This is a genomic window from Aliidongia dinghuensis, from assembly GCF_014643535.1.
In the GTDB taxonomy this organism is placed as follows: domain Bacteria; phylum Pseudomonadota; class Alphaproteobacteria; order ATCC43930; family CGMCC-115725; genus Aliidongia; species Aliidongia dinghuensis.
This window is the reverse complement of sequence record NZ_BMJQ01000028.1, coordinates 29,809-47,199: the sequence shown is the minus strand read 5'-3', so window position 1 is coordinate 47,199 and position 17,391 is coordinate 29,809. Positions and strand designations below refer to the sequence as shown.

At 68.2% G+C, this 17,391-nt stretch carries 21 protein-coding genes; 11 read left to right on the top strand and 10 right to left on the bottom strand.

The genetic code is table 11. The features are described from left to right. Window positions 1-33: 33 nt before the first annotated feature. Window positions 34-987: a prolyl aminopeptidase gene (gene pip / locus IEY58_RS32185; RefSeq protein ID WP_189052289.1), complete on the bottom strand. Its 954-nt coding sequence runs from the start codon at window positions 985-987 to the stop codon at window positions 34-36. A gap of 317 nt (window positions 988-1,304) precedes the next feature. Between pip and IEY58_RS32180 the strand changes: the two genes are divergently transcribed. After that, on the top strand, window positions 1,305-1,955 hold the full coding sequence (locus IEY58_RS32180; RefSeq protein ID WP_189052288.1) for an ABC transporter substrate-binding protein: 651 nt from the start codon (window positions 1,305-1,307) through the stop codon (window positions 1,953-1,955). Window positions 1,956-2,009: 54 nt separating this feature from the next. On the opposite strand, the gene minE is transcribed toward IEY58_RS32180, so the two are convergent. From minE to IEY58_RS32160, 4 genes are all read right to left on the bottom strand, one after another. Then, complete coding sequence (gene minE, locus IEY58_RS32175) at window positions 2,010-2,339, bottom strand: cell division topological specificity factor MinE (protein WP_189052287.1); 330 nt, start codon at window positions 2,337-2,339, stop codon at window positions 2,010-2,012. Then, the gene (minD, locus tag IEY58_RS32170; RefSeq protein WP_189052286.1) at window positions 2,339-3,151 is read right to left on the bottom strand and encodes a septum site-determining protein MinD; all 813 of its coding nucleotides are present in this window, start codon (window positions 3,149-3,151) and stop codon (window positions 2,339-2,341) included. Before minD ends, minE begins: the two co-directional genes overlap by 1 nt. A gap of 172 nt (window positions 3,152-3,323) precedes the next feature. Beyond that, complete coding sequence (gene minC, locus IEY58_RS32165; RefSeq protein ID WP_189052285.1) at window positions 3,324-4,064, bottom strand: septum site-determining protein MinC; 741 nt, start codon at window positions 4,062-4,064, stop codon at window positions 3,324-3,326. 202 nt (window positions 4,065-4,266) lie between these two features. Continuing rightward, window positions 4,267-5,100 (bottom strand): hypothetical protein, encoded by an 834-nt coding sequence (locus IEY58_RS32160; protein ID WP_189052284.1) that lies wholly within the window; start codon window positions 5,098-5,100, stop codon window positions 4,267-4,269. A 199-nt stretch (window positions 5,101-5,299) separates the two neighbouring features. On the opposite strand from IEY58_RS32160, the gene IEY58_RS32155 reads away from it, so the two are divergent. The 3 genes from IEY58_RS32155 to IEY58_RS32145 all read left to right on the top strand — a co-directional run bounded on the left by IEY58_RS32155 (window position 5,300) and on the right by IEY58_RS32145 (window position 7,394). Further along, window positions 5,300-5,818 (top strand): polyhydroxyalkanoate granule-associated phasin, encoded by a 519-nt coding sequence (locus IEY58_RS32155; RefSeq protein ID WP_189052283.1) that lies wholly within the window; start codon window positions 5,300-5,302, stop codon window positions 5,816-5,818. Between the two features lie 160 nt (window positions 5,819-5,978). Further along, window positions 5,979-6,206 carry a twin-arginine translocase TatA/TatE family subunit gene (locus IEY58_RS32150; RefSeq protein WP_189052282.1) on the top strand — a complete coding sequence of 76 codons (228 nt, stop codon included), beginning with the start codon at window positions 5,979-5,981 and terminating at the stop codon, window positions 6,204-6,206. 63 nt (window positions 6,207-6,269) lie between these two features. Then, window positions 6,270-7,394, top strand: coding sequence for an aminotransferase class I/II-fold pyridoxal phosphate-dependent enzyme (locus IEY58_RS32145; protein ID WP_189052281.1), 1,125 nt, complete (start codon window positions 6,270-6,272; stop codon window positions 7,392-7,394). Window positions 7,395-7,415: 21 nt separating this feature from the next. On the opposite strand, the gene IEY58_RS32140 is transcribed toward IEY58_RS32145, so the two are convergent. The 3 genes from IEY58_RS32140 to IEY58_RS32130 all read right to left on the bottom strand — a co-directional run bounded on the left by IEY58_RS32140 (window position 7,416) and on the right by IEY58_RS32130 (window position 9,783). Further along, window positions 7,416-7,862 carry a CBS domain-containing protein gene (locus IEY58_RS32140; RefSeq protein WP_229744128.1) on the bottom strand — a complete coding sequence of 149 codons (447 nt, stop codon included), beginning with the start codon at window positions 7,860-7,862 and terminating at the stop codon, window positions 7,416-7,418. A 196-nt stretch (window positions 7,863-8,058) separates the two neighbouring features. Continuing rightward, on the bottom strand, window positions 8,059-9,165 hold the full coding sequence (aroB, locus tag IEY58_RS32135; RefSeq protein ID WP_189052279.1) for a 3-dehydroquinate synthase: 1,107 nt from the start codon (window positions 9,163-9,165) through the stop codon (window positions 8,059-8,061). After that, window positions 9,166-9,783, bottom strand: coding sequence for a shikimate kinase (locus IEY58_RS32130; RefSeq protein WP_189052278.1), 618 nt, complete (start codon window positions 9,781-9,783; stop codon window positions 9,166-9,168). Window positions 9,784-9,913: 130 nt separating this feature from the next. Here IEY58_RS32130 and IEY58_RS32125 point away from each other — a divergent pair, with 130 nt between their 5' ends. From IEY58_RS32125 to xerD, 3 genes are read left to right on the top strand one after another with little or no spacing between them, the layout of a single operon-like run. After that, window positions 9,914-10,054, top strand: a complete 141-nt coding sequence (locus tag IEY58_RS32125) for a hypothetical protein (protein WP_189052277.1) — start codon at window positions 9,914-9,916, stop codon at window positions 10,052-10,054. Further along, entirely contained in the window at window positions 10,035-11,834 is a 1,800-nt protein-coding gene (locus tag IEY58_RS34520; protein WP_229744127.1) for a hypothetical protein, read from the top strand. Before IEY58_RS32125 ends, IEY58_RS34520 begins: the two co-directional genes overlap by 20 nt. Window positions 11,835-11,838: 4 nt before the next feature. Then, window positions 11,839-12,789, top strand: coding sequence for a site-specific tyrosine recombinase XerD (gene xerD / locus IEY58_RS32120; RefSeq protein WP_229744126.1), 951 nt, complete (start codon window positions 11,839-11,841; stop codon window positions 12,787-12,789). Window positions 12,790-12,822: 33 nt separating this feature from the next. On the opposite strand, the gene IEY58_RS32115 is transcribed toward xerD, so the two are convergent. Beyond that, window positions 12,823-13,011 carry a hypothetical protein gene (locus IEY58_RS32115; RefSeq protein WP_189052275.1) on the bottom strand — a complete coding sequence of 63 codons (189 nt, stop codon included), beginning with the start codon at window positions 13,009-13,011 and terminating at the stop codon, window positions 12,823-12,825. A 224-nt stretch (window positions 13,012-13,235) separates the two neighbouring features. Here IEY58_RS32115 and IEY58_RS32110 point away from each other — a divergent pair, with 224 nt between their 5' ends. Both IEY58_RS32110 and IEY58_RS32105 read left to right on the top strand, forming a co-directional pair. Next, window positions 13,236-14,213, top strand: a complete 978-nt coding sequence (locus tag IEY58_RS32110; RefSeq protein WP_189052274.1) for an HpcH/HpaI aldolase/citrate lyase family protein — start codon at window positions 13,236-13,238, stop codon at window positions 14,211-14,213. A 118-nt stretch (window positions 14,214-14,331) separates the two neighbouring features. Next, on the top strand, window positions 14,332-15,285 hold the full coding sequence (locus IEY58_RS32105; RefSeq protein WP_189052273.1) for an acetyl-CoA carboxylase carboxyltransferase subunit alpha: 954 nt from the start codon (window positions 14,332-14,334) through the stop codon (window positions 15,283-15,285). A gap of 261 nt (window positions 15,286-15,546) precedes the next feature. On the opposite strand, the gene IEY58_RS32100 is transcribed toward IEY58_RS32105, so the two are convergent. Then, the gene (locus tag IEY58_RS32100) at window positions 15,547-16,092 is read right to left on the bottom strand and encodes a TetR/AcrR family transcriptional regulator (protein ID WP_189052272.1); all 546 of its coding nucleotides are present in this window, start codon (window positions 16,090-16,092) and stop codon (window positions 15,547-15,549) included. A 70-nt stretch (window positions 16,093-16,162) separates the two neighbouring features. Here IEY58_RS32100 and IEY58_RS32095 point away from each other — a divergent pair, with 70 nt between their 5' ends. Together IEY58_RS32095 and IEY58_RS32090 are read left to right on the top strand one after the other, a co-directional pair. Further along, the gene (locus tag IEY58_RS32095; protein WP_189052271.1) at window positions 16,163-16,846 is read left to right on the top strand and encodes an NnrU family protein; all 684 of its coding nucleotides are present in this window, start codon (window positions 16,163-16,165) and stop codon (window positions 16,844-16,846) included. Window positions 16,847-16,982: 136 nt separating this feature from the next. Beyond that, complete coding sequence (locus IEY58_RS32090; RefSeq protein ID WP_189052270.1) at window positions 16,983-17,375, top strand: GFA family protein; 393 nt, start codon at window positions 16,983-16,985, stop codon at window positions 17,373-17,375. Window positions 17,376-17,391: the final 16 nt, after the last annotated feature.

The window sequence follows — 17,391 nt, the reverse complement described above, 5'->3', positions numbered from 1 at the left end:
CCAAGCCTAGAAGCTTTTAAGATCGAGGCGGGGTCAGCTGAAGCGCCGGCGCATGCGGTCGAGGGCGGCCAGCAGGCGCTGGCGCGTACCCGGTTCCATCGCCGAATGCCCGGCATCGGGCACGACCTGGTATTCGGCCTCGGGCCAGGCGCGCGCAAGCGCATCGGCGGTGACGGCGGGGCAGACCACGTCGTAACGGCCCTGGACGATGACCGCCGGCAAATGGCGGATACGGTCGATGCCGCCCAAGAGACCGCCCGGCGGCAGGAAGCCGCCATTGATCATGTAGTGCGCCTCGAGCCGGGCGAGGCCCAGCGCCATGCGGTCCTCGCCGAAGGCGGCGATCGTGTCCGGCGACGGCAGCAGGGTCGAGCAGCTGCCCTCATAGGTGCTCCAGGCCCGCGCCGCCGGCATATGGACCCGCGGCTCCGGATCGACGAGGCGGCGGTAGTAGTTGCCAAGCAGGTCGCCCCGCTCGTCCAGCGGCAGGAACTCGGCGAAGGCACGCGAGGCCTCCGGAAAGATCGTGCACATGCCGTTCAAGAACCAGTCGATCTCGCTCGGCCGGCACAGGAAGATGCCGCGCAGCACGAATCCGAGGCAGCGCTCCGGATGCGCCTGGCCATAGGCAAGCGCCAGCGTCGAGCCCCAGGAGCCGCCGAACACGAGCCAGCGCTCGATGCCCAGGCTTTCGCGCAGCCGCTCGAGATCGGCGACGAGGTGAGGCGTGGTGTTGTCCTCGAGCGCGCCGACCGGCGTCGACCGGCCGGCGCCGCGCTGATCGAACAGCACGGCGCGATAGGCCGCCGGGTCGAAGAAACGCCGATGGGTCGGCGTCGAGCCGGAGCCGGGACCGCCATGCAGGAACACGACCGGAATGCCGGCAGGATTGCCGCACTGCTCCCAATAGATCCGGTGCAGGCGATCGACCGCGAGCAGGCCAGACTCATAAGGCTCGACCGGCGGGTGAAGGTCGCTGCGGCTCATGTCGTGGAATTTCCTTGCGGCAGGGAAAAAGGTCGGCGCCAGTGTAGGGGGATCGGCCCCGGCAAGGCAAAACCGAGTTTCGCACGCGTTGCCGCGGTGAACGCGCGGCCGCTTCGCGCGTGACGTGCATCGCGCAGGACGCAGCCATACGAAAGCTGCATTATTATTGCAGCGCAATATCACTTAGGCGCATCCATATATAACCGTCATTCAATGCCGGGCTCGCCTCCGCGAGTGTCCGGGCGAACAGACAGATGCAATGCGAGCGCCATGGGGGGCCATCCTCGGCAGTTCGCGGACCGAGACGGAGACGAGTGATGAGGGCCTGGTACGCGGCAGCGCGAGGCATGATGCTGGCCGGTTTGGTCGCGTTTTCGAGCGCGGCACCCGCTTTGGCGGCACCGGCGTTGCCGGCGGGCGACCCGAGCGCGGTCGTGAGCAGCCTGAACAGCAGCCTGCTCGCGGTCATGCAGAACGCCCAGAAGCTCGGCTACAAGGGACGCTATGCAGCACTCGAGCCGGTCGTGCGCCAGGTGTTCGACGTCGCCTATATGACGCGGATTGCGGTCGGCAGCGGCTGGTCGACCCTGAGTGACGACCAGCAGGCGCAGCTCGTCGACGCGTTCCGGCGCTTCATCACCGCGACCTACGCCCGCCGCTTCGACGGCTATTCCGGTGAGAAGTTCGTGACGGACGGGGCGAAGTCCGTCGGCGACTCGACCCTGGTTGCGACTCGCCTCATCAAGTCCGACGGCGAGCCGGTCGTGCTCAATTACCTGACGCGCGAGGACGCAAGCCAGGACGGCCGCTGGCAGGTGGTCGATATCTACCTGACCGGCACGATCAGCGAGCTTGCGACGCGTCGCTCCGAATTCGCCGCCGTGTTCCGCCGCTCCGGCTATGACGGCCTGCTGGAAGCATTGCGCCAGAAGGTCAGCCAGATCGAGACCGACTCCCGCGTCTCCTGACCGGCACCCGGGTATCCTGAACCGCGCCGGCCGGCGCGGTTAGCCGGTGCGGGTTCAGGCGCCGACGGTCGCCGGCTTCGTCGTGTCCGTGGACTTCGCCTCGCCGCCGACGACCGGCAGCGTCTTCTTCACGCGCGCCTTGTCCAGCTCGACGTTGATTTCGAGCACCGAGACCTCGCCGGCCTTTTCCAGCGCGATCTTGATCATCTCGTCATCGACCTCGAGATACTTGGCGATGACGGACAGCAACTCCTTCTGCAGCAGCGGCAGGAAGTCGGGGGCCGTCCGGCTGGCCCGCTCGTGCGCGAGCACGATCTGCAGCCGTTCCTTGGCGACGGAGGCGGAATCGTTCCGCTTGCGGAACAGGCGCTCGAGGATGCTCATCAGGCTTTCCCGAACAGGGTGCGAAGCAGGCTTTTCTTCTGGGCCTTGAGGAAGCGCATCTCGCGCTGTTCGCCCAGGAAGCGCGCAACCGCGTCGCCATAGGCGGCGCCGGCGTTGCTGTCCGTGTCGAGGATGACCGGCATGCCGGTGTTCGACGCCTTCAGCACTGCCTCCGATTCCGGAATGACGCCGATGAGCGGCACCGACAGGATCTCCTGCACGTCCTCGATCGACAGCATCTCGCCGCGCTCGACACGCTCCGGCGAATAGCGGGTCAAAAGCAGATATTCGTCGACCGGCGCCTCGTTCCGTTCGGCGCGGCGCGATTTCGACGCCAGCATGCCGAGGATACGGTCGCTGTCGCGCACGGAGGAGACCTCGGGGTTGGTCACGATGACCGCCGCATCCGCATGATAGAGCGCCGAGAGCGCGCCATGCTCGATGCCGGCCGGGCTGTCGCAGACGATATAGTCGAAATTGTCCTTGAGCTCGTCCACCACACGAGCGACGCCCTCCTTGCTGAGCGCCTCCTTGTCGCGCGTCTGCGAAGTCGGGAAAATATAAAGATTGTCGACGCGCTTATCCTTGATCAACGCCTGGTTGAGGTTTGCGTCGCCGTTGATCACGTTGATGAAATCGAACACCACGCGGCGCTCGACGCCCATGATCAGGTCGAGATTGCGCAGCCCCACGTCGAAATCGATGACGACGGTCTTGTTGCCGCGCTGGGCGAGGCCGGTTGCGAAGGCGGCGGAAGTGGTGGTCTTGCCGACGCCGCCCTTACCGGACGTGATGGTGATGACCTTGGACAACAAGATCCTCCTTGGTAGGCGGTAACGGGGTCGGCGACCTATATCGCCGGGCGCTCCGGGGCGGTAAAATCAAAGTATAGATGGTCGAGCCCCGCCCGACCACAATTAGTATAGGCCGCTGTCATCAAATCTTATCATTGCCACAGAAATGGCCCTGGGATACCGGGCCGAATCAGCTGCCGAGGATGGTCAATCGGTCGTCGACGAGCGCCACCTGGACCGAACGGCCGATGTAGGCCGGGTCGATCGCCTCGCTGACGAGATAATGACCGGCGACGCAGAGCAGTTCCGCTTCGAGTCGCTCGACAAAGATGCGCGCTTCGGTATCGCCGTTGGCGCCGGCGATCGCCCGGCCGCGGAGCGCGCCATAGATGTGGACATGGCCGTCGGCGATGACCTCGGCGCCGGGGCTGACCGAATTCAGGACGATGAGGTCGCTGCCGCGGGCATAGATCTGCGTGCCGGAACGGACCGGCTGGCTCACGACCTTGGTGCGCGTGCCGCCCGTCGGGGCCGCGGCCGGCTGCGGCACCTGCATCGGCGCAGGGCGGGCCGGTTCGGGTGCGGGCGCCTGGGCCGGCGCCGCGCCCTCGGTCCGGCGCGCGGCATTCGCCGGGGCGAAGGCCGCGAGATCGGCGTTCATCGCCGCCCGAACCTGGGTCGCGTTGGCGTTCTGCACGCCAACCGCGATCAGGTGCTGGCGCTTGAGTAAGCGGCGCAGCGCGTGGAACGCGTCGGCGGACGCGGCGCCTGTGCAATTCTGCAGGTCGATTACGACCGGCGCGTTGGCGAAGAAAGCCGGGCTGCGGGCGATCTGCTCGGCAAGCCGGCTTTCGAATTCGGGGTCGTTCGGATCGTCGACGCGCACCACCATGACGGTGAACATGCCGCCGTGGACGAGATCGGCGCTCATTGACGGGGCGGCCCCATGATGCTTCGGGTTGCGGCCGGCCCCACGAAGCCGCAACACGCTTCGGCGCGAGACGGCCGAAGACAGGGGAGCGGGAACGCGGAACACGGCATGATGGACCGGCTTACCGGCAAATCGGCGGCAACGCAACCCCGGCTCGCACCCGATTCCTCACGCGGCCCTCACAGCGCCGGCACCGAACCGGTCAGCGGAACTTCCAGAGCCCGTGCTTCAGCGTCTTGGCGACGCCCTCGGCGCCGACATAGTCGTAGCTCTGGCCGGTGTCGGCGAGCGCCAACCCCTCGTTCAGGAGATAGCTGCCGAGGTCGATGCCACGCGGATCGAGGCAGATCGCGAAGGCGACGACCAGGCCCGGCTGCGGATTGGGCGTCCGGCAATTGACTTGGTCGGAGGCGGCGAGCCGCTCGAGCAGGCGCTTCTTCGCGAGATCGACGCAGCTGGTGGACACGCCGCCCTGCTCGCAGCGGTCGCCCGGCAGCGGCGGCTTGACGCCGAACAGCTGCACCGGCACCGCGCCCACCATCAGCGACGTGGCGCCGGTCACGCGCGCGGCCCCGGCGAACTGCTTCGGTGCCGAGGTGGTCGAGCCTTCCGACGGGTGACGGCCGGCCACACCCGGCGGCGGGCGGGACAGATCGAGTGCCACGGAATCGGGCTTCGGCGGATCCTTGTCGGGCGGCACCTCGTGGACCGGCCGCTCGGCGACCTGAACCGCCGTGAGCGGCGGCGGCTCCGGTGCTGCAGGCGCCGCTTCGGCGGCGGGCGCTGGAGCGGCTGCCGGCGCCGTCGCCTGTGCCGATGCCTCGGAAGGCGTCTCAGGCGGGGTTTGTGGCGGGGTTTCGGAGGCGGTCTGGGGCGGCGTCGCGGCCGGAATCGGCGCGCTCGCCGGCTCCGGCGGCGCCGCATGGCGCCCGAGCAGGCCCCAGCCGGCGCCGATCACCAGCAGGACCCCGATCGACGCGACAAGGATCCGGCGCCGGAACCGGCCGGCCGCAGGAGGAGGAACGATTTTGGTCATGGGCGCGCACTCTACACGAAGCTCAGGCGGGACGGCACGCGCGAAGCGTCTCAGCCCAGTGAGAATCGGAGAGCCGCCGGCGTACGCGATGTGTTAACTAAGGACGGCGGCAAGTGATCCCGCCGGCGCCCGTCCGGCACATCGGGATCGATGGGGACGCGCCGGGGGAGATCGAACAAGGATGCCAAAGGCCAATTCGATGGCAACGATGCCGCAGACGCTGGCGCGTGCCATGACTGAGACCAGCGCCGGCCTCGCCCAGACGGCGCGGACCGTGACCGAGACCGTGACGGCCGCGGGGACGGTCATCGGCCACCGGGTCACCTTGGGCGCGCAGGCCGTGGGCGACCCGCTCAACGCCGATCACCATGCCGAATTCTCACGGATGACGACCGAGAAGGTGACGGCCTTTTCCGACGCATCGAACGCCATGCTGGACGAGCTGCGCGACATCAATCGCGAAGTCATGACGTTCCTGGCCCAGCAGACCGTCGGCGCCGCCCAGGCCGCGTTCGAGCTTGGCGCCGCCACGACGCCCGCCGCGATCTTCGCCGCGCACCAGCGCTTCCTGATGGAGAGCTGGGCGCGCGGCTCGGCCCACGCCTTCAAGCTCGCAGCCCTGAGCTCGACCGTCTCGGCCCAGGTGCTGGCGCCCGTGCACAGCACCGCGACCGCGAACGCCAAGCGCCTCGACAAGGCTTTGCGCAAGAAACGCTGAGCGCGCCGGCCCGCGCCGTCGGATGAAATGCACCGGGCAGCGTGCACAAGAAGCTTGTATCCGAACCCGGAACGTCCGACGTATTGGGTTTGCATCGTGAGATAAGGTCGGCCCGGTCCGGATGTGCTAGGATCGGTCACCGCAGTACGGGAAGTGCAACATGGGTGGTTTGAGCCTCGTCCACTGGATCATCATTCTCTTCGTCATCGTGCTGCTGTTCGGCGCCGGCCGGATCTCGCCGATGATGGGAGAACTCGCGAAGGGCATGAAGGCGTTCAAGCAGGGTCTGAAGGACGACGAAAAGCCGGCCGAGCCGACCACGATCGGTCAGGGCCAGCCGGCGCAGCCGATCCCGAGCCAGCAGAACCAGGAACACAAGGTCGGCTGACGGCTTGGCCGCCGCCCGTTCCACGTTCCTCCCGCGAGACAGTAGAAAGACGCGCGCCCGATCATGGCCGCTCCGTTGGATTCGGCGCCCGCTCGCCCGGCGCTCGTCTCTATCGTCGACGCCCTGCCGGCCTCGACCCCGTTCGTCGGCCCCGAGGCGCTAGAGCGCCGGTTCGGCCGGCCGCTTCACGTCCGCCTCGGCGCCAACGAGAGTCTGTTCGGCCCGTCCGAACGCGTGATCGAGGCCATGCGCCAGGCCGCGCTCGAGACCCATCTCTACGGCGATCCTGAGGCCTTCGAGCTCCGCACGGCGCTCGCCCGCCACCACGGCCTGACGCTCGACCATGTCGTGCTGGGCTCCGGCATCGACGAGCTTCTGGGCCTGTTCGTCCGCGCCTATCTGGCGCCGGGCGAGATCGCCGTCATGTCGCTGGGCGGCTATCCGACCTTCGCCTATCAAGTGGCAGGCCACGGCGGCCGGATCGAGACCGTGCCGTATCGCGACGACCGGAATGATGCCGAGGGCTTGGTCGAGGCGGCCCGCCGGGTCGGCGCGCGACTGCTCTATCTTTCGAACCCGGATAATCCGAGCGGCAGCCATCTGACGGCCGCGAGCCAGCTCGAACTGATCGAACGCCTGCCGCCCAATTGCCTGCTCGTGCTCGACGAGGCCTATGCCGAGTTCGCGCCGGCCGATGCGATCCCGGAGGTTTCGGCCGACGATCCGCGCGTCGTCAGGCTCCGGACCTTTTCCAAGGCGCATGGGCTCGCCGGCATGCGCGTCGGCTACGCCTTCGGCGCGGCGGAGACGATCCGGCCGCTCGACCGGATCCGCAACCAGTTCGGCGTCGGCCGGATGGCCCAGGCGGCGGCACTTGCCGCGCTTGCGGACCAGGATCACGTCGCGAGCGTCGTCGCTGCGGTCGCCCAGGGCCGTGCGGAATATGCCGAGCTCGCCCGCGAACTGGGCTTCGCCGCCCTGCCGTCGGCGACCAATTTCGTCGCGATCGACGTTGCGACCAATGCCTGCGCCAAGACGCTGCTGGCATCCCTGCTGGAACGCGAGGGCGTGTTCATCCGCATGCCGGGTGCGGCCCCGCTCGACCGCTGCATCCGCGTCACGGTCGGCCGCGCCGAGGATCGCACCGTGTTCGCCGCCGCCTTCCGCCGCGTCGTCGCCTGTCTGTAACCCGCTATCCGGGGCGTTTCATCAGGCGACGCTGTAGCCGCTGCCCATGATGAAGTCGTCGCGCAGGCGCAGGTCTTCCTCGAGTTCGGCCTGGATCGCGGCATAGAGGTCGCGGATCGACAGCATGCCGGCGATGCGGTCGCCATCCATGACCGGCAGGTGGCGGCAGCCGATGCGGCGCATCATGTCGAGCGCCGTGGCCGGTGTCTCGTCGGGCGACACCACGGCCGGGTCGGCGGTCATGATCTCGGCGATCGTGGTGCGATCGGGGTCGCGCCCTTTGGCGACCACGCGATGGGCCACGTCCCGCTCGGTGCAGATGCCCTTGAGCCGGCCGGCCTCGGCGACCAGCACCGCGCCGATGTTGCGGTCGGCCATCGCCTTCGCCGCTTCGCGCACGCTCAAGCCCGGCGCGAGAATGGTCAGAACCTGATTCTGGACGAGATCGGGAACGATTTTTCGGCCCATCGGCATCCTCCCGCGCCCGCCGTGCGACGGGGGAGGACCGCACCTCGCGCGCGACCTCGTCCCGGCGGCCAAGCGCCTCTATTCACGCCACAAGCGAAACGTGCTTTTGCCCGCACCTACAGGGCGTGGATGCGTAAAGCGTGACAGGGGATTTGGGTGCGGTCAATCGCCGCATCTCGCGGCGCAGCAGGCGGGGTCAGACGGCGCCGGCCGTGGTGAAGCAATCGCGGACGAGCTCCGGCGGCACGTCGCGCCGCTGGAATGAATCACCAAGGCCGCGCATCAGCACGAAGGCGATGCGGCCCTCCGCCACCTTCTTGTCGTGCGCCATGTGCTGGATGAGTCGGTCGGCTGTGAACGGGCCGCCCGGCACCTGGTCGACCCGGGTCATGAGCCCGGTTGCCGTCAGATGCCGGCCAATGCGGGCGAAGTCGGCCTCGCCCAGGAGACCCAGCCGCCGCGACAGGTCAGCCGCCAGCATCATGCCGATCGCGACCGCCTCGCCATGCAGCAGGTCGGGACCGTAGCCTGTCTCCGCCTCGAGCGCGTGGCCGAAGGTATGGCCGAGATTGAGCAGCGCACGCCGGCCGGCCTCACGCTCGTCCTCGGCGACGATCTCGGCCTTCATCCGACAGCAATGGGCGACCGCCTCGCCGAGCGGACCCGGCGCGCCGGCGAGGATCACCTCGCCATCGCGCTCGAGCCGGGCGAAGAAGTCCGCGTCGCCCAGAAGGCCGTATTTCACCATCTCGGCATAGCCCGCGAGCCATTCGCGGCGCGGCAGCGTGTCGAGGGCGGCGAGATCGGCCAGCACCAGGCGCGGCTGATGGAAGGCACCGACCAGGTTCTTGCCGCGCCGGGCGTTGACGCCGGTCTTGCCGCCGACGGAACTGTCGATCTGGGCGAGCAGCGTGGTCGGCACCTGCACGAAATCGAGGCCGCGCAGCAGCGTCGCCGCGGCAAAGCCGGCCAGGTCGCCAATGACGCCGCCGCCGAGGGCCACGAAGGCCGTGCCGCGCTCGAGCCCGAGGCCCAAGAGCCGCTCGGCCAGTTCCGGAAAGCGGTGCAGGTCCTTGGCCTGTTCGCCCGGCGGCACTACGACCGTGTCGAAGCGATAGTCGGCCGCAGCGAGGCTCGCCTCAAGCGCTGCCAGATGATGTCGCGCCACGTTCTCATCGGTCAGCACGACCAGGCGACGCGCGCCCAGCACCGGACGGATGAGCGCGCCCGCGCGCGCGATCAGCCCGCGCTCGATCAGGATGTCGTAGCTGCGGCCGGCAAGGGCGACCGGGACCAGGCTCATTTAAGCGACCTCGGAGACGGTTGGTTTGGGGACAGGGGGTTTCTGAGCGTGCGGCGGATGGTCGACGACACCGTTCTCGTCCGCCCAGCAGGCCAAGCCCGCCAGCACGCGCTCGACCATGTTCTCGGCCGGGGCCGCCAGGCTGTCGACGGTCAGGTCCGCCTCGGCATAGACCGGATGGCGCACCGCAATCAGCCGCTCCAGGATTTCGCGCGGGTCGCCCTGATTGAGCAGCGGCCGGTGACGGCGCCGGGCGACGCGGCCCATCAGCACCTCGATGTCGGCACGCAGCCAGATCGACAACGCACGCTCGTGGATCCGCGCCCGGGTCGCCGGGTCCATGAAGGCGCCGCCGCCGGTCGCGAGCACGTGGATCGGCCCGTCGAGCAGGCGCGCTATCACCCGGCGCTCGCCGGCCCTGAACACCGCCTCGCCGTCGCGGGCGAAGATCTCGGCGATGGTCATGTTCGCGGCCGCCTCGATCTCGGCGTCGGCATCGGTGAAGGGCACGCCCAGACGCTGGGCGATGCGCTTACCGATCGAGGTCTTGCCGGCCCCCATTAGCCCGACCAGCACCAGCGTCCGACCGAGCCGAAACGGCGGCTGCGGATTAAGCATCGTCCTCCTCTCCCCAACCGACCGAAAAAATGCCATGAAGTGGGTTCATGACGCAGCGTAACATGGCTCGGTATGACGGGTCTGTCGCGTTGCGGCAAGTCTGTTACCGACTGCGCGCAAGATGGGTGTAATGGGTAAGGTTCTTCTGGCTCTGGCCGTGCTGATCATTCTCGTCATCGTCGGTGGAGGGCTGTTCCTGGCCTATGCACCGCCGCCGGCGTCATCGCAAAAGGTCGAAAAAGTCCTCCCGGATGCTCGCTTCCCCCGCTAGATCAGCACGTTGCCGCCCGAGCGCCCGGCTCGCCGCGGCACTCGCCCTCGCCCTTTTGCCGCTCGGCGCCGCGCACGCCCAGGTCGGGCCGCCGGTACGGCTGGCTCCACCGTCGAGCGCCGCCGCGACACCGCCGGCACCCGCGACACCGCCATCGGTCACCAATTCGCCGGCGACCGCTCCCGCGCAGCCGCGACCCTGGGCACCGTCGCCGGACATCACGGTCAATCAATTGTCGGCGCCCAGCACCGATGCGCTGGGCGTGCTCGGGCCCAATGACCGCCCGCTGCCGCCGACCCTGTGGCAGGGCACGTCCCGCGCGGCCGCCGAGGCGCTGATCCCGCGGATCAAGCCCAGCAATTCGCCGACCCTGCAGGACCTGGCGTTCCGCCTGCTCGCGAGCTCGGCCACGCCGCCCACCGATGACAAGGCAGGCAATCCCTCCGGCCCGGCCGATACCGGGGCACTCCTGGCCCTTCGTGCCGAACGCTTGACGGCCATCGGCCGGCCCGACAGCGCGCTCGCCCTGCTGCAGCAGGCGCCGCCGGCCGGCGGCGGCCAGGATGCCGCCCGCGTCATCGCCGATCTCGCCTTCCTCGCAGGCAATACCGACGCGGCCTGCGCCACGGTTCAAGGCCGCGATCGGTCCTGGCAGGCGCCGTATTGGGACCAGGCGACCGTCACCTGCCAGGCGCTCGCCGGCCAGGCGGACCAGGCACAGCTCGGCCTCGACCTGCTGCGCGAGGCCAAGGTCAAGGACGACGGCTTCTCGGCCCTGGTGCTGAAGGCGCTCGGCATCGACGGCAAGCCGCCGGAGAACCTGCCGTCGCCCGAGACCTTGAGCCTGGCGCTGCTCGAGAAGGCACAGCTGCCGCTGCCGAAGAAGGCGCTCGACGCGGCGCCGCTCGCGATCCTGCGCGCCGTGGCGCTGGGCTCCGGCTTTCCGGCCGACCAGCGGCTGGTCGCGGCCGAGAAGGCGGCGGCCTATGGGGCGATCCCAGCCGAACGGCTGACCGAGGCCTATCTTGCGACCGAGATCAGCGACGAGGACCGGGAGAGCCCGCTCAACCGGGCCAAGGCGGCGGGCGGTGCCCGCGGCCGGGCGATCCTGTTCCGCTCGGCCCACGATGCGAGCCAGCCCGCGGCCAAGGCCAATCTGCTCATGGCCTTCCTGGGCGACGCGCGCGGCGAGCTCTACCCGGCGCTGGTCCGCGCCGCGGCCGGCCTCATCACCGAAGTGCCGCCCAGCGCGGATCTCAAGTCCGTCGCCCCCGACTTCGCCCGCGCGCTCTATGCGCTCGACCAGCCGAAGGCGGCCGGCGCCTGGCTCGAGCTCGCGTCGCCCGAGGGCCAGACGGCCCTGCTGCCGCTCGCCCATGCCGTCGCCGGCGACGCGGCGCCGGCCTGGTCGGGCCAGACGCTCGTCGACCTCGCCGGCGGCAAGAAGGACACGGCGGCGCCGCGCCGCGCCGCCTCGGCCGCCTTGCTGCTCGCCGCCGAAGGCTTCCCCGTGCCTGACCGCATGCTGCTGCCGCTCGCGGACGCGAACGTCGCCAACCTCGGGGCGCCGGCGACCGGCCCGGCTGCCTTGCTTGCGACCGCCGCCGCCGGCCAACGGCTCGGCGGCACGCTCCTGGCTCTGTTCGCGACGCTCGGCGACCAGGGCATCGGCGCGCAGCCGGTCACGGCCGCCCAGATCGTCGCCACGCTGCGCCAGGCCGGTCTCGCCGACGACGCCCGCCGGCTCGCGATCGACGCGGCGCTCGCCGAGGGGCTCTAGACCCGTGGCCGGGCCCGGCCGTCCCCCCGGCCGTCCCAAGACGGCGCCGCCGATCCTGGCGCCGCAGGCCGAGGCCTTTCTGGAGATGCTCGCTGCTGAGCGCGGTGCGGCTGCGCTCACGCTCGACGCCTATCGGCGCGACCTTGCCGACTTCGAAGCGTTTCTCAGGGGTGCACCCGCGGCCTCGGCTGGGGCGGACGAGGTGCGGCGCTATCTGGCGCGGCTCGATGCGACCGGCATGGCGCCGCGCACGGCCGCCCGCCGCCTGTCGGCGCTCCGGCAATTCTTCAAGTTCCTCTTGACCGAGGGCCTGCGGGCCGACGACCCGACCGCGGTCGTGGATGCGCCGCGCCAGGGCCGGCCGCTGCCGAAGATCCTGAGCGAGGCGGAGGTGACCGCGCTCATCGAGACCGCGCGGCGCGACGAAAGCCCGGAGGGCATCCGGCTCTCGGCCATGCTGGAGCTGATGTACGCGAGTGGCCTGCGCGTGTCCGAGCTGGTGGCGCTGCCGCTCGGCACGGTCGCACGCGGCGAGCGGGCGATCCTGGTGCGCGGCAAGGGCGACAAGGAGCGGCTGGTGCCGCTCGGCGCCGAGGCGCGCAAGGCGATCCAGGACTATCTCGCAATCCGGCCGCTGTTCCTCGCTGAGGGCCAGGTATCGCGCTGGCTGTTCCCGTCGCGCGCCGCGAGCGGGCATCTGACGCGCATGCGCTTCGGCCAGCTCTTGAAGGACCTCGCGGTCAAGGCGGGGCTCGATCCGGCGAAGCTATCACCGCATGTGCTGCGCCACGCGTTCGCGACCCATCTCCTGAGCCACGGCGCCGACCTTCGCAGCGTGCAGCAGATGCTGGGTCACGCCGACATTTCGACGACGCAGATCTATACCCACGTCGACGTCGAGCGCCTGACGACGCTGGTCAAGACGCACCACCCGCTCGCCAAGCGCGGCAGCTGAGGGCGCGGTCGCCCAAACGCTATTGCAGGGTCGCTATTGCAGGGTCCAGCCGCGGGACTGCATGCAGGCGGAATAGCCGTCAGGGTTCTGCACCTGCTGGCACGCCGCCGAGTCCGTCTTGAACGCCGCATCGTCGGCGCCGGGCTTCTGCCATTTGTAAAGACCGCATCCGCCGAGGCCGGCGAGAAGCACGGCCAGGAAAAGGCGCGCCGAAATCGTCATGCCGTTCTTCATTCTGTCCCGCTGCATCCGGAGAACGCCGATCGGGGCCGATCGCTCCTTCCTGATTAGGCAGGTCGGCGCGATGATGCAAGGCCGTGTCATGATGCGAGACCATAGGCCACGGTTCGGCACGGTTGACAAACTGCCAGCCAGCGGCGATATCGACTTTTCCAAATTGCGATAATATTTCCATTTCCCGCATCCGCCTCGAAGGAGCCTCCGCCATGAGCTTCACCCTGATCGAACAAGCGCCCGCCCGGCTCAACCGCAGCGAACTCGCCGTGCCGGGCAGCTCGCCGCAGCTGTTCGAGAAGGCGGCGAAGAGCGCCGCCGACGTCATCTTCCTTGACCTCGAGGACGCGGTCGCCCCCGACGACAAGCCGCAGGCGCGCAAGAACATCATCCAGGCGCTGAACGACATCGACTGGGGCAATAAGATCATGTCGGTCCGCATCAACGGGCTCGACACGCACTACATGTACCGCGACGTGGTCGACGTGGTCGAACAGGCGGGGAAAAGGCTCGACCTGATCATGATCCCCAAGGTCGGCACCGCGTCCGACGTTTATGCCGTCGACATGCTGCTGACCCAGATCGAGCAGGCCAAGGGCTATACCAAGAAGATCGGGCTCGAGCTCATCATCGAGACGGCGCTCGGCATGCAGAATGTCGAGGCGATCTCGGCCGCGTCCAAGCGCAACGAGTCGCTGCATTTCGGCGTCGCCGACTACGCCGCCTCGACGCGCGCGCGCACGACCAACATCGGCGGCGCCAACCCGGCCTATTCGGTGCTGACCGATAAGGACGAGGCGGGCAACCGCGCTGTCCATTGGGGCGACATGTGGCACTATGCCATCGCCCGCATGGTCGTGGCCGCCCGCGCCAACGGGCTCCGGCCGGTCGACGGCCCGTTCGGCGATTTCTCGGACGTGGACGGGTACAAGGCGGCGGCCTATCGTGCGGCAGTGCTCGGCTGCGAGGGCAAATGGGCGATCCATCCGTCGCAGCTGGCGCTCGCGAACGAGGTGTTCAGCCCGTCGGAAGCGGAGGTCGCGAAGGCGAAGCGCATCCTCGCCGCGATGGCCGAGGCGCAGCGCGAGGGCCGAGGTGCGGTGGCCCTCGACGGCCGCCTGATCGACATCGCCTCGATCCGCCAGGCCGAGGTGCTGGTCAAGAAGGCAGCACAGATCGCCGGGGCCTGATTCGCCGGAAACTGACGCCCCAGAACGGGCTTCGGCGGCGGCCCCATCCGCATGAGATGGGGCCGCCATGCTGCATCGCGATTGGCGCGGGGGCTCAGTCGTGGTAACGACACGCCCCATGCAAAACTTCCTCGAATTCGAGCGGCCGATCGCGGAGCTCGAAAGCAAAATTGAAGAGCTGCGCCACCTTCCGACCGCAGCCGACATCAACATCACCGACGAGGTCGCCGTGCTTGAGGCGAAGGCGTCGCGGCTGTTGAAGCAGACCTATGCCAAGCTTACGGCCTGGCAGAAGGTGCAGGTCGCCCGCCATCCGGACCGGCCGCATTTCCTCGATTACGCCCAGGCGCTGTTCACCGAGTTCACGCCCCTGGCCGGCGACCGCGCCTTTGCCGAGGACCGGGCGATCGTCGGCGGCCTGGCGCGCTTCCGCGGCCGCTCGGTCGTGGTCATGGGCACGGAGAAGGGCCACGAGGTCGAAAGCCGCGTGAAACACAATTTCGGCATGGCGCGGCCCGAAGGCTATCGCAAGGCGATCCGGCTGTTCGAGATGGCCGAGCGTTTCCGCCTGCCGGTCATCACGCTGGTCGACACGGCCGGCGCCTGGCCCGGCATCGATGCCGAGGCGCGCGGCCAGGCCGAGGCGATCGCCCGTTCGATCGAGGTGTCGCTGAAGCTGACCGTGCCGCTGGTCGCGACCATCATCGGCGAGGGCGGCTCGGGCGGTGCCGTGGCGCTTGCGTCCGGCAACACGGTCCTGATGCTTGAGCACTCGATCTATTCGGTGATCTCGCCCGAGGGCTGCGCCTCGATCCTGTGGCGCAGCGGCGAGCAGGCGGCGCTCGCGGCCGAGGCGCTCCGGCTCACGGCACAGGATCTCCTGAAGCTCGGCGTCATCGACCAGATCGTGCCGGAGCCGATCGGCGGCGCCCACCGCGAACGGGCCGCCGCCATCGCCGTGCTGGGCGATGCGCTGCAGGAAGCCCTGAAGCCCCTGCTGGAGATGAACCCAGGCGACCTCAAGACCCAGCGCCGGCAGAAATTCCTCGCCATGGGCGCCCACGGCCTCTGACGCGGTTTTGTACGGGACCCCATAAGTTGTCGAAGGGAATCTTGATATTTCAAGAGCTTATGGCGCCCGCACCTCATAAGATGTCATTGGCTTAGGTCGAAAACCCGACTTTTCGGGCGATTTTTGCCGTATAGCTGCCGCCCAGGTACTTGCGATAGAGATTGTCACCGCGGCGTAGCGGAAGGACGCGCAAGTCGTCATGCCAATTTATCTGCCAGCGCATCGATCCGGCTGATTCACATAATCGCCAACCAAGCAGCCTCATCGGGCGGCGTGCGCCACCCCGTAGACGAAGAGCCGCAATGCGGTAGCTATGTCGTCCGCCTTCGACGGCGCGAGCCTGTCATTCAGTACAATCGTGGCGATACCCTGGACGAGTGCTCTGCAGGCAAGCGCACCGGCGGAAGCCTGGGTCGGCATGACGTCGACCATCCGGTCGGCGAGCACCTGGTAGGTTCCCAGCACCGCATCCGCGCCCGCGCTGCCGTATTGATGGCTGTACATCAGCCGGAACAGAGCCGGATGGTTCGTCGCGAAATCGATGAAGGCCAGTCCCTGCGCGACAAGGGCCTCCCGGGGATCGGGCTTGTCGTCGGCAGCCACCAGGGCGTCTCGCAGAGCCTCGAACCCATGGTTCGCAACAGCCGCCATCAGAGCGACCTTGTTCGAGAAGTGTCGGTAGGGCGCCATCGCCGACACACCGGCCGCCCGCGCCACTGCCCGGAGGCTGGGCTCCTCCCCACCCGCTTCCAGGATGCCAAGGGCGGCAGCAATCAACGTCTCTCGAAGGCCGGCTTCTGAAGTCACTTGGCAACGCTCCGTTTACACTGTAAACAACGTAGTATCACATCTTCAAATAGGTGGGAACCGATCGACCATGGCCATGCTGATCATCGCGGCCGTCGCATTCGTCGGAACGCATTTCCTGCTTTCCCATCCGCTTCGGGCGGGGGTCGTCCACGCCATCGGCGAGCAGGGCTTCACCGCCCTGTATTCGGTCGTTGCGTTCGCAACGCTCGGATGGATGGTCGCTGCCTATCTTGCTGCTCCGACGACCGAGCCGCATTGGGTAGCGGGCGACTTAACATGGGCGATCGCCACCGCGGTCATGCTGCTGGCGTCCATCCTTCTCGCCGGGTCGCTGGTCAAAAATCCCGCTTTTCCGACCCTCGGCGCGCCGTTGTCAGAGCCAGGTCCCGCGCGTGGCGTCTACGCGATCACGCGCCATCCGATGATGTGGTCGTTTGCGATATGGGGCCTCGCCCACATCGCGGTCTATCCTGTTGACAAGAACATCGCCGTGGCTATCGCCATCGTCGTGCTGGCCCTGGTCGGTTCGAGGCTGCAGGACGCGAAGAAGGAGCGCGCTCAGCCGGACGTCTGGCCGGCCTGGGAGCGCCGCACCAGCTTCATTCCCTTCGCGGCGGTGATCGCAGGCCGGGCGCAGATCGGAAGCCTTGGCCCATTCGCCACGATCGCCGGCACGTTGCTCTGGCTCGGGACGACCTGGGCGCATCTTCCGCTCGCCGGTTGGGCCGCCGGCATATGGCGATGGATGTGAGAACCGGCTGAGCGTGCGGAGCCGGACGGCCGAAGCCAAGTCTCGAGTAAATCGGCAGGATCGGAGAGAGGCTAGTGCAATGACGGTGCTGCTCGTTCTAACCATTCCGACCGCGTCATTTTAGAGGAGGCGCAGCATGGATCGCTTCACCGGCGGTTGCCTGTGCGGCAACGTTCGAATTGTGGCGTCCGGGCTCCCATACCGGGTCGGCCTTTGTCACTGTCTCGACTGCCGCAAGCATCATGGGGCCCTTTTTCACGCTTCCGCAGTGTTCCCGCAGGATGCGGTGACGATCGATGGCGAAACGCGCGACTACGCCGGGCGATTTTTCTGTCCCCGCTGCGGCTCATCCGTTTTCGCGCGCACCGCAGACGAAATCGAAGTGAACCTGGGATCGCTCGATGCCCCTGACCAGCTGATGCCAACCTACGAAAGCTGGATCATCCGCCGCGAGTCCTGGTTGCCGCCGTTTCCGCTCACGAGACGATACGACCGCGATCGTGACGCCACGGGGCGCTTCGAGGCGTAGGTCGCACGAACGGCGC

Bases quoted from the DNA above. Each gene is read 5' to 3' on its own strand.
- IEY58_RS32155 (WP_189052283.1), top strand. From the start codon at position 5,300: ATGGCAACGATGCCGCAGACGCTGGCGCGTGCCATGACTGAGACCAGC.
- IEY58_RS32090 (WP_189052270.1), top strand. From the start codon at position 16,983: ATGGATCGCTTCACCGGCGGTTGCCTGTGCGGCAACGTTCGAATTGTG.
- IEY58_RS32160 (WP_189052284.1), bottom strand. From the start codon at position 5,100: ATGACCAAAATCGTTCCTCCTCCTGCGGCCGGCCGGTTCCGGCGCCGG.
- IEY58_RS32140 (WP_229744128.1), bottom strand. From the start codon at position 7,862: ATGGGCCGAAAAATCGTTCCCGATCTCGTCCAGAATCAGGTTCTGACC.
- IEY58_RS32105 (WP_189052273.1), top strand. From the start codon at position 14,332: ATGCAAAACTTCCTCGAATTCGAGCGGCCGATCGCGGAGCTCGAAAGC.
- IEY58_RS32150 (WP_189052282.1), top strand. From the start codon at position 5,979: ATGGGTGGTTTGAGCCTCGTCCACTGGATCATCATTCTCTTCGTCATC.
- IEY58_RS32095 (WP_189052271.1), top strand. From the start codon at position 16,163: ATGGCCATGCTGATCATCGCGGCCGTCGCATTCGTCGGAACGCATTTC.
- pip (WP_189052289.1), bottom strand. From the start codon at position 987: ATGAGCCGCAGCGACCTTCACCCGCCGGTCGAGCCTTATGAGTCTGGC.
- aroB (WP_189052279.1), bottom strand. From the start codon at position 9,165: ATGAGCCTGGTCCCGGTCGCCCTTGCCGGCCGCAGCTACGACATCCTG.
- IEY58_RS32145 (WP_189052281.1), top strand. From the start codon at position 6,270: ATGGCCGCTCCGTTGGATTCGGCGCCCGCTCGCCCGGCGCTCGTCTCT.
- IEY58_RS32110 (WP_189052274.1), top strand. From the start codon at position 13,236: ATGAGCTTCACCCTGATCGAACAAGCGCCCGCCCGGCTCAACCGCAGC.
- minE (WP_189052287.1), bottom strand. From the start codon at position 2,339: ATGAGCATCCTCGAGCGCCTGTTCCGCAAGCGGAACGATTCCGCCTCC.
- IEY58_RS32115 (WP_189052275.1), bottom strand. From the start codon at position 13,011: ATGACGATTTCGGCGCGCCTTTTCCTGGCCGTGCTTCTCGCCGGCCTC.
- IEY58_RS32180 (WP_189052288.1), top strand. From the start codon at position 1,305: ATGAGGGCCTGGTACGCGGCAGCGCGAGGCATGATGCTGGCCGGTTTG.
- IEY58_RS32125 (WP_189052277.1), top strand. From the start codon at position 9,914: ATGGGTAAGGTTCTTCTGGCTCTGGCCGTGCTGATCATTCTCGTCATC.
- IEY58_RS32130 (WP_189052278.1), bottom strand. From the start codon at position 9,783: ATGCTTAATCCGCAGCCGCCGTTTCGGCTCGGTCGGACGCTGGTGCTG.
- minC (WP_189052285.1), bottom strand. From the start codon at position 4,064: ATGAGCGCCGATCTCGTCCACGGCGGCATGTTCACCGTCATGGTGGTG.
- IEY58_RS34520 (WP_229744127.1), top strand. From the start codon at position 10,035: ATGCTCGCTTCCCCCGCTAGATCAGCACGTTGCCGCCCGAGCGCCCGG.